Origin of the sequence: Rhodococcus sp. FH8 (assembly GCF_019266085.1) — a bacterium.
GTDB classification, from domain to species: domain Bacteria; phylum Actinomycetota; class Actinomycetes; order Mycobacteriales; family Mycobacteriaceae; genus Rhodococcus_F; species Rhodococcus_F qingshengii.
The window spans coordinates 371,759-384,971 of the sequence record NZ_LPNQ01000061.1 but is presented as its reverse complement, the minus strand read 5'-3'; the positions used below and the strand labels follow the sequence as shown (position 1 = coordinate 384,971).

General features: G+C 64.0%; 12 protein-coding genes. 11 read left to right on the top strand and 1 reads right to left on the bottom strand.

Annotated features, from left to right (window positions below; genetic code table 11):
- Positions 1–173: 173 nt before the first annotated feature.
- Positions 174–1,277, bottom strand: coding sequence for an NADH:flavin oxidoreductase/NADH oxidase (locus ATN38_RS13325; RefSeq protein ID WP_070161359.1), 1,104 nt, complete (start codon positions 1,275–1,277; stop codon positions 174–176).
- Between the two features lie 218 nt (positions 1,278–1,495).
- Between ATN38_RS13325 and ATN38_RS13320 the strand changes: the two genes are divergently transcribed.
- The 11 genes from ATN38_RS13320 to holA all read left to right on the top strand — a co-directional run bounded on the left by ATN38_RS13320 (position 1,496) and on the right by holA (position 13,030).
- A complete protein-coding gene (locus ATN38_RS13320) occupies positions 1,496–2,782 on the top strand; it encodes a glutamate-5-semialdehyde dehydrogenase (protein WP_218748094.1) in 1,287 nt (428 codons plus the stop codon).
- Between the two features lie 40 nt (positions 2,783–2,822).
- Complete coding sequence (locus tag ATN38_RS13315; protein ID WP_003944506.1) at positions 2,823–3,734, top strand: MoxR family ATPase; 912 nt, start codon at positions 2,823–2,825, stop codon at positions 3,732–3,734.
- Between the two features lie 8 nt (positions 3,735–3,742).
- Positions 3,743–5,206 carry a VWA domain-containing protein gene (locus ATN38_RS13310; RefSeq protein WP_007731020.1) on the top strand — a complete coding sequence of 488 codons (1,464 nt, stop codon included), beginning with the start codon at positions 3,743–3,745 and terminating at the stop codon, positions 5,204–5,206.
- Between the two features lie 18 nt (positions 5,207–5,224).
- Positions 5,225–5,941, top strand: coding sequence for a nicotinate-nucleotide adenylyltransferase (gene nadD, locus ATN38_RS13305; protein WP_003944462.1), 717 nt, complete (start codon positions 5,225–5,227; stop codon positions 5,939–5,941).
- 46 nt (positions 5,942–5,987) lie between these two features.
- On the top strand, positions 5,988–6,434 hold the full coding sequence (gene rsfS / locus ATN38_RS13300) for a ribosome silencing factor (protein WP_003944502.1): 447 nt from the start codon (positions 5,988–5,990) through the stop codon (positions 6,432–6,434).
- On the top strand, positions 6,431–7,105 hold the full coding sequence (locus ATN38_RS13295; protein ID WP_075833651.1) for a histidine phosphatase family protein: 675 nt from the start codon (positions 6,431–6,433) through the stop codon (positions 7,103–7,105). The genes rsfS and ATN38_RS13295 overlap by 4 nt, the downstream gene beginning before the upstream one ends.
- Positions 7,092–7,889, top strand: a complete 798-nt coding sequence (octT, locus tag ATN38_RS13290; protein WP_124569244.1) for a diglucosylglycerate octanoyltransferase — start codon at positions 7,092–7,094, stop codon at positions 7,887–7,889. Before ATN38_RS13295 ends, octT begins: the two co-directional genes overlap by 14 nt.
- Positions 7,890–7,893: 4 nt before the next feature.
- Positions 7,894–8,736: a DegV family protein gene (locus ATN38_RS13285; RefSeq protein ID WP_218748093.1), complete on the top strand. Its 843-nt coding sequence runs from the start codon at positions 7,894–7,896 to the stop codon at positions 8,734–8,736.
- 81 nt (positions 8,737–8,817) lie between these two features.
- Positions 8,818–9,699, top strand: a complete 882-nt coding sequence (locus ATN38_RS13280; protein WP_054187681.1) for a helix-hairpin-helix domain-containing protein — start codon at positions 8,818–8,820, stop codon at positions 9,697–9,699.
- Positions 9,696–12,056 (top strand): ComEC/Rec2 family competence protein, encoded by a 2,361-nt coding sequence (locus ATN38_RS13275; RefSeq protein WP_218748091.1) that lies wholly within the window; start codon positions 9,696–9,698, stop codon positions 12,054–12,056. Before ATN38_RS13280 ends, ATN38_RS13275 begins: the two co-directional genes overlap by 4 nt.
- Positions 12,053–13,030 carry a DNA polymerase III subunit delta gene (gene holA / locus ATN38_RS13270; RefSeq protein ID WP_003944476.1) on the top strand — a complete coding sequence of 326 codons (978 nt, stop codon included), beginning with the start codon at positions 12,053–12,055 and terminating at the stop codon, positions 13,028–13,030. Before ATN38_RS13275 ends, holA begins: the two co-directional genes overlap by 4 nt.
- Positions 13,031–13,213: the final 183 nt, after the last annotated feature.

The window sequence follows — 13,213 nt, the reverse complement described above, 5'->3', positions numbered from 1 at the left end:
CCACTCGCCGATGAGCCGGTCGGGAAATCGAGCGTCCGCGTGCCCTGTGGCTCGTTGCGACCCCCGTCGCACGGCTCTGGCCCGCGGCAGTGTCCGGAACCCTCAGGGCTCCGGACTACCGGCAAGTAAGACGCTTACGCTATCAAAGTTGTGCGCGGGAGCCGATTTTCGGGCTAGAAGGCGCGGGCGTACTGCGACGGGATATGCGGTCCTACCTCGGCGTTCAGTTCACGGGCCGCCCGGCGCGCCCAGTAGGGATCTCGCAACAGTTCGCGGCCGAGGAGCACCGCCACTGCGCTTCCGTCTTCGACGATCTTCTCGGCTTGTTCGGGTTCGGTGATGAGGCCGACGGCGGCGGCCGGTAGCAGGCTCTCGTTCTGCAGGCGACGGGCGAACGGAACCTGGTATCCCGGCTCCACCGGAATCTTGGCTGCCGGTGAATTACCGCCGGTGGACACGTCGACGAGATCGACGCCGTAGTCGGAGAGGATGTTGGCGAGGGCTACGGTCTGATCCGCGGTCCAGCTGTCGACGTCGAGCCCACGTTCTTCCGTGAGCCAATCGGTCGCCGAGACCCGGACGAAGAGCGGTAGCTCGGCCGGCCACACCTCGCGGACTGCGCTCAGGATTTCGAGGAGCAACCGGATGCGGTTCTCGAAGCTGCCGCCGTAGCGGTCGGTCCGCTTGTTGCTCTCGGGGGAGAGGAACTGATGGATCAGGTATCCGTGGGCCGCGTGAATTTCCACGACCTTGAATTCGGCCTTCAGTGCGCGGGTAGCCGCCGCTGCAAAGTCTGCGACGACCTTCTCGATGCCTTCCGTGGTGAGCTCGACCGGATCGGCAAGGTGACCGAACGGAACCGCGCTCGGGGCCACCGTCTGCCACGAGAGTCGGTCGTCGGCGGGCAGGCTCTTGCCGCCGCGCCACGGAACCTGCGTCGACGCTTTGCGTCCGGCGTGCGCCAGCTGAATTCCGGGCACTGCGCCGAAGTACGCGAGTTGCGCGTTGATCTCGGCGAAGGCTTGCGCCTGCGTGTCGTTCCAGATCCCCAGATCAGCTGCCGATATGCGGCCTTCGGGATTGACGGCCGTCGCCTCGGTGAGAATCAGGCCGGTGCCGCCGATTGCACGGCTCACCAGATGCGTGCGATGCCACTCGTTGGGCACTCCGACCTGGTCGCCGATGACGTCAGCGGAGTACTGGCACATCGGTGCCATCCAGACGCGGTTCGGGATGGTGACGCCGCGCAGGGTCAAAGGCTCGAACAACACACTCACGGATGGCTCCTGACTCGAAGAAGAAGGTCGGTGGGTGCAACAGTGTCGCGCGCCGGAATTGTTCCCCGGCGGTCCGCCGAAATGTTCGCAGGCGGTCCGCCGAAATGTTCGCAGGCGGTCCGCCTAAATGTTCGCAGGCGGTCCGCCGGAATGGTCCCGGGTGGTCACAGCCTCGTTCCGCCGAGCAGGCCGTCACGGTGGGTGGTTAATGTGTATTCATGACCGCTGTGACTTCCAACGCAGAAACCGTCGACTCGAACGCGTCCGACACCAAGTCCGTCGTGCACGACGCCGCACGCCGAGCCCGTAAGGCTTCGCGTGTCCTGGCTCTGCTGACCACGGCGCAGAAGGATGCTGCGCTCCACGCCGCAGCCGACGCGGTACTCGCGGCAAGTGATCGGATTCTCGCGGCCAACGCTCTCGATATCGACACCGCGAAGGCGGGCGGCACCGAGGAATCGCTGCTCGACCGTCTTCGTCTGACCGCTGACCGGATCGAGGGCATCGCGTCGGGTTTGCGTCAGGTTGCCGGACTACCCGATCCGATCGGTGAAGTGCTTCGTGGATCCACTCTGCCGAACGGTTTGGAACTACGTCAGCAGCGCGTTCCGCTCGGTGTCGTCGGCATGGTCTACGAGGCTCGCCCCAATGTTACCGTCGACGCTTTCGGGCTGACTCTCAAGTCGGGAAATGCTGCGCTGCTTCGTGGTTCGTCCTCGGCAGTCAAGTCCAACGAAGCGTTGGTGGAGGCGCTACGCGCGTCGTTGGTTGCTCAGGGGCTCCCCGAGGACTCCGTTCAACTTCTGCCGAGTGCGGATCGGTCGACGGTCACGCACCTCATCCAGGCCCGCGGCCTCGTCGATGTAGTCATCCCGCGCGGCGGTGCCGGCCTGATCAGCGCCGTAGTTCGCGATGCCACTGTCCCCACCATCGAGACCGGTGTCGGTAACTGCCACGTCTATGTTCACTCGGCCGCCGATCTACTGATGGCCGAGAAGATTCTTCTCAACTCGAAAACCCGTCGGCCCAGTGTCTGCAATACAGCCGAAACCGTCCTGGTCGACGCTGCGATCGCCGAGACTGCCGTGCCGAAGCTGCTCCAAGCGCTCCAGATGCACGACGTCGTCGTGCACGGTGATCTGCCGGGACTGGTTCCCGCGACCGAGGACGACTGGTCGAAGGAATACCTCACCCTCGACGTCGCCCTCAAGGTCGTCAAGGACTTGGACGCTGCCGTCGAGCACATCGACCAGTACGGAACCGGCCACACCGAAGCCATCGTGACGTCCGATCTCTCGGCTGCCCGCGAGTTCACCGCTCGAGTCGACGCCGCGGCAGTGATGGTCAATGCGTCGACTGCCTTCACCGACGGTGAGCAGTTCGGGTTCGGCGCCGAAATCGGCATCTCCACCCAGAAACTGCACGCGCGTGGCCCCATGGGGCTGCCGGAACTGACGTCCACCAAGTGGATCGTCTGGGGCGACGGGCATACCCGACCCGCCTGAAAAGTTCACCAGACTTGCCCCACCTCTCAAGGAGTTAACCGTGGACCGAGCACTTCCCGACACGACGCCGTTCTTCTCGACCGTCGACGACGTGATCGAACGGCTGGCCGAAACCGGCTATCTGTCCGACAAGGCCACCGCGACGGCAGTGTTCCTTGCCGACCGACTGGGCAAGCCCCTGCTCATCGAGGGACCGGCCGGTGTCGGTAAGACGGAACTCGCCCGCGCAGTCGCCCAGACCACGGGCGCAGAACTGGTGCGTCTGCAGTGCTACGAGGGCGTCGACGAGGCTCGTGCACTCTACGAGTGGAACCACGCGAAGCAGATTCTTCGGATTCAGTCGGGCGGGGCGAGCGGAGCGAGGGGTGATGTCGCGGTCGACCACAGCTGGGATTCGACGAAGGCGGATGTCTTCTCGGAGGAGTTCCTGCTCGCACGTCCACTGCTCAAGGCCATTCGCCGCGAGGACCCGACGGTGCTGTTGATCGACGAGACGGACAAGGCAGACGTCGAGATCGAAGGTCTGCTCCTCGAAGTGCTCAGCGACTTCGCGGTCACGATCCCCGAGCTCGGAACCATTACCGCCACCCGCAAGCCGTTCACGGTGTTGACCTCGAATGCCACTCGCGAACTCTCGGAGGCTCTGAAGCGTCGTTGCCTCTTCCTGCATCTCGACTTCCCGGACGCCGACCTCGAGCGTCGCATCCTCGCAAGCCGTGTGCCGGAGCTTCCTGAAGCGATTGCCGAGCAGCTGGTCAACACCATTCGTGTTCTTCGCGGAATGCAGCTCAAGAAGGTCCCTTCGGTATCCGAGACCATCGACTGGGGACGCACCCTTCTTGCTCTGGGCATGGACACTCTCGACGACGATGCCGTTCGCGCCACGCTCGGCGTGATCCTCAAGCACCAGTCGGACCAGGTGCGTGCCGCCGCTGAACTTCGGCTGAACTGAGGTCTGACATGGCTCCCGCAGCATCGACGTCGCCGCTCTCACCTGGCGGCCTGGCAGCGCCGCACGGGATTCCCGGTCACCTCGTCGATTTTGTCGAGGCTTTGCGACGACGCGGAATCATGGTCGGCCCGTCCGAGACAGTCGACGCCGGTCAGGTCATGTCTGTTCTCGACCTGCTCGATCGTGAAGCGCTTCGTGAAGGGCTGGCATGCTCGCTCCTGCGCAGGCCGACCCACCGGGCGACGTTCGACGCCGTCTTCGACCTGTGGTTCCCCAAGGCGATCGGTGACCGTGCGGTCGGCGACGTCGACGTCACACTGCCGCGCAAGCCAGACGGCTCGATCGACCTGCAGGCATTGCGTGAGCTCATTGCCGAACTGCTGACAGACGGCAGTGACGAGGCGATGGAGATGACCGAACTCCTGACCGCCGCGATGGTCGAGGAACTCGGGCAGTACCAGTCGAGTAACGGCCCGTCGTTCTCCGCCTATCAGGCGCTGCGTGACGTCGCCCCGGAGACGTTGCTCAACAAGATCCTGCAGGGCCTGCTCGGCAACCAGGAGGGTTCCGGGTCAGAGGGCAAGGACAACTCCGACTATCAGTCCGAGGTCGCCAAGCGCACGGCAGCGCAGCGCATCGCGGACTTCCGCAAGATGGTCGAGAAGGAAACGCGTCGACGCACAGCCGAGAATTTGGGCAAGGAGCGGGTCGCCACGTACGGCGTTCCGAAACTCGCCGAGGAAGTCGACTTCTTGCGAGCGTCCGATGCCGAACTCACCACGCTGAAGAAGAACGTCGCACCCCTGGCTCGCTTGTTGGCCAGTCGTCTCGCCGTGCGTCGTAGCCGCTCTCGCGCGGGTTCGATCGACCTACGTCGTACGTTGCGCAAGTCCATGTCGACGGGCGGAGTGCCTATCGATCTGGTGCAGCGCAAGCCGAAGCGGGCGCGGCCCGAACTTGTGGTGATGTGCGACGTGTCCGGCTCGGTGGCGGGGTTCAGCCATTTCACTCTGCTGCTCGTGAACGCTTTGCGTGAGCAGTTCTCGCGCGTGCGGGTGTTCGCGTTCATCGACACGACCGACGAGGTCACGCGGTTCTTCGACTCGAACGCAGACCTCGGATCAGCGATGTCACGGATGGTGCGTGAGGCCGAACTGATCACCTACGACGGCCACTCAGACTACGGACACGCCTTCGGAGTGTTCCAGGAGAAGTTTGCGCAGTCGATCACCAGTCGCACGTCGCTACTGGTACTCGGCGACGGTCGCAACAACTACCGCGATCCCAACCTTCAGTCGCTGTCGCAGATGGTGGCAGTAGCCAAGCACGCGCACTGGCTCAACCCCGAGCCGAAGGGGCAATGGGGAACGGGTGACTCCGCGGCGAAGGTCTACAACGAGGTCATCAGCATGCACGAGTGCCGCTCGGCCCAGCAGCTTGCCGACGTCGTGTCCCGTCTGCTGCCGGTCTGACCCGTAAGCTCGACACTCGTGCAGAAGGGACTATCGGTGGAACGTGCTCGACGCCTAGGAGTGATGGGTGGCACCTTCGACCCCATTCACCATGGCCACCTCGTTGCGGCCAGTGAGGTCGCCGACCGGTTCGGACTCGACGAAGTGATCTTCGTCCCCACCGGGCGGCCCTGGCAGAAGCAGGGGAAGGGCGTCAGTCCTGCCGAGGACCGGTACCTCATGACGGTCATCGCCACCGCCTCCAACCCGCGGTTTTCCGTCTCTCGGGTCGACGTCGACCGTGAAAAAGTGACGTACACCGTGGACACGCTGCGAGACCTCCGGGCCTACCACCCTGACGCCGAACTCTTCTTCATCACCGGTGCCGATGCGCTGGCCAGCATCCTTTCCTGGCAAGATTGGGAAGAGTTGTTCGCATTGGCGAAGTTCGTCGGGGTATCGCGACCGGGTTTCGATCTCAATGCAGAGCACCTGGCCGGTCACCTCGACACCATGCCCGCCGACGCGGTCACGTTGATAGAGATTCCGGCACTTGCCATTTCGTCGACCGAATGTCGGCGTCGGGCAAGTGAAGACCGCCCCGTCTGGTACCTGGTGCCGGACGGAGTGGTGCAGTACATCTCGAAGCGGAACCTGTATCGACCTGTCGACGCGGAGCGCCGCGACGGAGCTACAACGATGTCGGAGCCCGCACCGGGGAAGTCGGAAGCCGTCCCGGGCGCCGAATCGAGCTAGCCGAGCACAACAAGTACTTTCTGAAGACGAAACTGGAGAACATCGAGTGAGCGCAAACACCGAAGCCATCGACATGGCACGCATCGCGGCCTTGGCAGCCGACGAGAAGCTGGCCACCGAAGTGGTGGTGCTCGATGTGTCCGAACAGCTGGTCATCACGGACTGCTTCGTCATCGCATCTGCGACGAACGAGCGTCAGGTCAACTCGATTGTCGAGAACATCGAAGACCGTCTCCGCGAAGCGGGACACAAGCCGGTCCGCCGTGAAGGCACCCGCGAGGGCCGCTGGGCACTGCTCGACTACGCCGACATCGTCGTCCACGTCCAGCATGACGAGGAGCGCAACTTCTACGCTCTCGATCGTCTGTGGAAGGACTGCCCGACGGTCGAGGTCGAAGGCCTCGGACAGAACCGTCCCGGCCCCGCCGACGCCAACACGGTGTTCGAGACCGACACGGTTTCCGAGCCGGACGCGCAGGATCCCTCGCTGTGACTTCGCCGGCGCCCAGTGCGGCGTCGAACCCTGTCCGCCGGCTCATCCTGCTGCGTCACGGACAGACCGAATACAACGCCGACTCTCGGATGCAGGGGCAACTCGACACCGACCTGTCGGAGTTGGGACGCACGCAGGCCAAGAGTGCAGGTCCGGTGATCGCCGATCGCAGGCCGTTGACGATCGTGTCCTCGGATCTGCGTCGGGCGTACTTCACGGCCGTCGCAGTCGGTGATGCCGCCGGACTTCCGGTACTCACCGACACGCGTCTGCGTGAGACACACCTGGGCGAATGGCAAGGCCTGACTCATCACGACGTCGACGAGCGCACTCCCGGTGTGCGATCTGCCTGGCGGGCGGATGCCACGTTGGCGCCGCCCGGCGGCGAAAGCCGAATCGACGTCGCGAATCGCAGCCTCCCCGTAGTTCACGAATTGCTCGAGACGCACCCGGACTGGGCCGAACGGCCCGTGGTTCTGGTGGCGCACGGAGGCTTGATCGCGGCACTGACAGCGGCATTGCTCGACCTACCCGTCGATCGCTGGGCCGTCCTCGGCGGATTGGGAAACACCAGTTGGGTGCAACTCAGCGGACACGGGGACGTCAAGTCGATCGAGTGGCGACTCGACGTATGGAATGCTTCTGCGAGTGTCGCAAATGACGTCCTCTGAAAGTGCCGACGGGCAGCGCCCCGTCCTCCTCGTACTCGCGGATTCGCTGTCGTATTTCGGCCCCAAAGGCGGCCTCGCGGCAGACCACCCACGGATCTGGCCCAACATCGTGGCCGACGAACTCGGCTGGGACGTCGAGCTGGTCGCCCGTATCGGCTGGACGTGCCGCGATGCGTGGTGGGCACTGACTCAGGATCCTCGTGTGTGGGCGGCGGTGCCGCGGGCAGGCGCCGTCGTGTTCGCGGTCGGCGGTATGGACTCGCTACCGTCTCCGCTGCCTACCGCGCTCCGCGAGACCATTCGCTACGTTCGGCCACCCGCGCTTCGACGCGTGGTGCGCGAGGGTTATCAATGGCTGCAGCCGCGGCTTGCACCTCTGGGCCGCCCGGTCGCACTTCCTCCCAAGCTGAGCGTCGAGTATCTGGAAAGCTCGCGAAATGCGTTGGAGTACATGCGGCCGGAACTGCCGATGATCGCGACCTTGCCGTCAGTGCACCGCAGTGATGCCTACGCGAGCGTGCACGCCGGCCGGCCTGCCGCGGTGTCCGCGATCACCGAGTGGGCTACGGAGAAAGACGTTCCCGTAGTCGACCTTGCAGATGCAGTGCGTGACAACGTCTTTTCCGAGAACGGCAATCCTGACGGCATTCACTGGGGTTGGGACGGTCACGTCGGTGTAGCCCGCGCGATGATCGCTGCGATTCGCGGGGTCGAGTCGCAGAAAACGGTTTCGCCGGAACTGGTTTCGCCGGAACTGGTATCACCGCCGAGCGAAGTCGGGTAGCAGAATGCCGGTCGTCGTCGTCACGGATTCCTCCGCCTGCATCCCGCAGGAGTCGGCCGACGCATGTGGCATTCAGGTTGTTCCGCTCCACGTGCTCCGTGACGGTTGCGACTTGCGAGAGGGCGTCGACGCAATGCCGAGCGACCTGTCAGGAGTGACAACGGCCGGAGCGTCGCCCGCCGAGTTGTCCGAAGCGTATGCACGCGCCCTGGACATGAGCGACGGTGACGGCGTTCTCGCCGTGCACATTTCACGGCAACTCTCGGGAACGTGGGAAGCCGGACGAGTCGCAGCCCAGGAATTCGGTGGCGCCGTCCGGATCGTCGATTCACAGTCCGCCGGTATGGGTTTGGGCTATCCGGCTCTCGAAGCTGCACGCTTGGCCGAGAAGGGCGCTTCACTCGAAGTGGCGTACGGCCGGGCGGTCGACGTAGCGAGCCGTGGGCGCTGCTACATCGTCGTCGACAAACTTGATCAATTGCGTAGGGGCGGACGAATCGGAACCGCGGCCGCACTGCTGGGCACTGCATTGGCGATGAAACCGATTCTGCATCTGGTGGACGGCAAGCTCGTGCTCGGCGAGAAAACACGTACCACCACCAAAGCTCTTGCGCGCTTGGTGGATTCGGCAGTCGAACGCGCCGGTCTCGGTCGTGTGGCGATAGCCGTGCATCACATGCGCGCGCGAGAGCGTGCGGACGGGATAGCCGAACAGTTGGCCGAGCGCATTCCCGATGTAGCGGAATCCGTCGTCACCGACTTCAGTGCGGTTATCGGAGCGCACGTCGGTGTCGGCGCGATCGGTGTTGTGGTGTGCCCGTTGCCGGAGATCGACACGAGCGCCTGATCGTTTCTCCACAATCCGCGAGTTCTCCACAGATACAAATTGTTCGTCGTTGGCGGCGAGGTCTCTCGTTAGCGTCCAGTCATGAGGATCAGCGAGGAGCGCGAGCGGGCGCGTGATCGCCTCGCGGCGATGGACGGCAACTACCGGCGGCGACACGAGGACGTCGACGAATTCGAGGATTCAGGGTCTTTCGAGAGGTCCCCCGAGTGGCTTCGGGACTTCGACGAGGACGACTACGACGCTCAGCCCGACTCGTCACGGTTCGACCGATTGCCCGAACACTGGCGCGGTACACGTTGGCGCCCGAGTCGGTCGGCGACCTGGGTGTTGGCGATCGTTGCAGTTCTGGCCACGGGAATCGGCTTGTTCGCCGTGTGGTGGGATTCTCCGAGCATGCAGGCGGTCCCACCGTTGCCCTCGCCCCAGAATGTCACGGAGAAGAATGTGACTGCCGGCGATGGTGAATCAGCCAGTCCTGTACCGACCGGCGTCGTGGCAGAGCAGCCGCCCGAGGCTGTGGTGGTCAGTGTCGTCGGGCTCGTGCGCACGCCTGGGCTTGTCAATCTTCATTCGGGCTCGCGCATCGCCGACGCGCTTGCTGCGGCAGGTGGCGTGCTCGACGGAGCGGAGACGGTGGGCCTGAATCTGGCTCAGAAACTTGTCGACGGCGATCAGATCGTGGTTGGTGCGGCCGATCAGTCCGGTGGTGTTTCTTCGAGTACCACTGCAGGAGGGACCAGCCCCGCAGCTACGGGGGAATCCGGCGGGGCTGGGCTGGTGAACCTCAATACCGCCACCGAGGCCGAACTGGACGAGCTTCCCGGGGTAGGGCCGGTAACGGCTGCGGCGATCATCTCCTGGCGCACCTCCAACGGAAAATTCACGGACATAGAACAATTGGGGGAAGTCGACGGGATCGGCCCGGCAAGGTTGGCCAAATTGCGAGTGCTGGTGTCGGTGTGAACGAACCGGAAGCCTCGCCGGTCCTCGACGCTCGACTGCTTCTGTCGGCGGTCGCGGTGTGGGGGAGCAGTGCGGTGGGGATCCTGTTCGGCCCGGTCGCCGCGTGGGTACTGGCGGTGGCGTGTGCGGTTCCAGCGGCACTCCTCACTTACGTGGTTGTGCGCCGGACATCAGCGGGGTGGGTACGAATCATGTTGGTTGCATTGCTGTTCGGTGCCGGGTGTAGTGCCGTCGGCGGGTGGCGGGCGTCCGAGGCGGAGAGGCACCCACTGACCCGAGCCTCTCTCGAGGGAGCTTGGGTGAGTGTCGAAGTGGAACCCTCGGAGGATCCGCACGCGGTCTCCGGCGCGGTGGGTCAAGGTCAGGTCGTCTTCAGGGCAACCGTCAATTCGGTGACTGCCCAGAACCGCAGGTACTCCGGAGGCGGCTTGGTCACCATCCGGGCGCCCAGTTCGTCGTGGCTCGAAGTTGTTCCAGGGCAGAGCCTCACGGTTCGTGGCCGGGCGAGTCAGCCATGGCGTAGCGATTCCACGCTCGCCGTGATCACGTCCGAAGGGCCTCCCGTCGCGGTGGGAGAAGTGCCCTGGTATCAGCGATGGGCAAGTGTGGTGCGCATTCGTTTCGCGGCTGCGTGCTCGGCTGCACTCCCGCCGGATCAGGCGGGTCTGCTGCCTGGCCTCGTCGTCGGAGACACGTCGGCGCTGTCGCCGGTGGTGAAGGACAACTTCACCGTTGCCGGACTTTCCCATCTCACCGCGGTGTCCGGCGCCAACATCAGCATTCTGCTCGGGGCCGTTCTGCTGTTGGTCAGAGCCGCGGCGCTCAGTCCGCGGGTCGGCGCCGCTTTGGCGCTGGTAGCCCTCGTTGCTTTTGTTGTCGTCGCGAGGCCGTCGCCGAGTGTTCTGCGCGCCTCGGTGATGGGCCTGATCGGCCTGCTCAGTCTGGTCACCGGTCGTCGCAAACAGGCACTGCCTGCTCTTGCTGCCGCCGTCATCGTTCTGGTTGTCGTGATGCCCGAGCTGGCCGTCGACTGGGGGTTTGCGTTGTCGACTACTGCGACGGGCGCGCTGGTGATCATTGCTCCGGTGTGGGTGGACGTGCTTCGCCGAAGAGGCTGGCCCCGTTGGTTTTCGGAGATGACAGCTGTCTCGGGTGCTGCGTTTGTCGTGACTGCACCGTTGGTGGGCGCCATGGCGGGAACCTTCAGCGTGGTCACGATTGCCGCGAACATGGCGGTGGCGCCGGTGATCGGAATCATCACGGTGTTCGGTGCGGTGATTGCCTTGTGTGCGCTGATCTGTCCACCGATCGCGGTGTTCGTCGCGCCATTGGTGCGGCCGCCGATGGGGTGGCTGCTGTGCGTGTCCGAGCGGGTGGCGGCGCTTCCCGGAGCGTCGGTGGTAGTGCCGTCAGGACTCATCGGTGCTCTCGTCGTCGTGGGAGTCCTACTGGCGACGGCCCTGACGCTGTGGAATCGGATTTCGAGATGGGTGCTCGGCGTTCTCGTTCTGGGAGTTGTTCTGGCCCTGATCTTTCAACACGTGTTCGGGGGTGGCCGCATTGCTCCGGGGTGGGCACTGGTGATGTGCGACGTCGGTCAGGGGGACGGTCTTGTGCTCTCGACTGGAGACGGCAGGGTGATCGTGATCGATGTCGGTCCTGATCCCACGTCGATGGATCGTTGCCTGAACATGTTGGACGTCAACGACATCGCGTTGCTGATGATCAGTCATTTTCATGCCGATCACATCGGTGGATTGGAAGCAGTCCTGAGTGGGCGTTCGGTCGCTGCGATCGGAGTCGGGTCGATGTTGTTGCCGGAGTCAGGTTTTCGAGCGGTGAAGGATACCGCCGACTCGCAGGCCGTTCCGGTTGTCTCGTTGCGCGCAGGTATGGAGTTGACGTTGGGATCGGTGAACGTGGAGGTTCTCGGTCCGTTGGTTCCAGCTCCCCGCGATTCCGTCGGTGCCGCAGATGCAGCCAACGATCAGTCGCTGGTGGTGATGGCGCACACGGGCGCGGGTCGAATTCTGTTGACGGGCGACGCCGAAGTTGCGGGGGAGGAGGCCATCCTCCGATCGGGTACGGATGTGAAGGCCGATGTGTTGAAGCTGCCCCATCACGGTTCTCGGACCACGTCGTCGGCATTTCTGGAAGCGGTGCGTCCGAGGTTGACGATGATCAGCGTCGGCGTCGGCAACAGTTTCGGGCACCCGAATGCGGAGGTTCTCGATGAACTGGATTCATTGGGCGGGGCGGTGGTTCGGACCGACGTCGACGGCACCGTCGCTGTGTACGGCGGGGGCGGCGGGTCTGTGTCCATCGTGTCGGTTCCTCGTGGGACCATCTTCGGGTGAGTAATCCGTCTGGAGTCGATCCGCTGCATCTTGTTCTCGGGGACGACGAGTTCCTGATCGACCGCACGGTATCGCAGCTCATCAGAGCTGTCCGCGGTGACCGCGGCCAGGGTATTTCGGATCTCCCGGTGACCAAGATGCGTGCGGGCGACACCAATGCTCCCGAGTTGGCCGAGTTGCTCAGCCCTTCTCTTTTTGCCGAAGACCGTGTGATCGTCTTGGAATCGGCCGCAGAAGCAGGCAAAGATGCCGTAGCGCTTGTCCTGGAGGCTGCACGCGAGCCGGCAGAAGGTGTGGTTCTGATCGTCGTGCACTCGGGCGGCGGTCGCGCGAAAGCGTTGGCGCCGGCCCTCGAGAAGCTCGGCGCGACGGTTCACAACTGCGGAAAACTGAACAAGAGTCAGCTTGTCGACTTCGTCCGGGGTGAGTTTCGGACCGCAGACGTCAGGGTTGCGCCAGATGCGATCGCCGCGATGATCGAAAGCGTCGGCTCCAACCTCCGCGAACTAGCGTCGGCCTGCTCGCAATTGGCGGCAGATACGGGCGGCAAGATCGACGTCGATGCAGTCCACAAGTATTACTCGGGCAAGGCCGAGGTTTCCGGATTCGACGTGGCCGACAAAGTCATCGTCGGCGATACCCGGGGTGCGCTCGAGGCGCTCCGATGGGCAGATCAGATCGGAACAGCCCATGTTCTGCTCGCGGATGCCCTCGCTGACGCAGTCCACACCATCGCGAAGGTCGGCCCGTTTGCACGGGGCGGTGACCCGTTCCGGTTGGCGTCGGATCTCGGAATGCCGCCGTGGAAGGTCAAGAAGGCGATCAAGGAGGTCGGCGGCTGGGATCCCACGTCGATCGGCGCTGCGATGCAGATCGTCGCCGCCCTCAATGCCGACGTGAAGGGTGCCGCAGTCGACTCGTCCTTCGCCCTGGAGATGGCAGTGCGAAAAGTGTGCGCGTTGCGGAAGAACTGAGTACAACGTGGCCTACTGCGCGTCCGGCCAGAAGTAGTCCGACGACAGTGGCGGCCGTGGCCTCACCCGCCCGGTAGTCGAGGCGTTTCACGCAGGCTTGCTCCAACTGAGTATGCGGAATGGCCTGAGGCCGTGTCGTTGGTTCACCTGTTCTGATGTCGGTCACCCGTGGTGAGTCGTGCG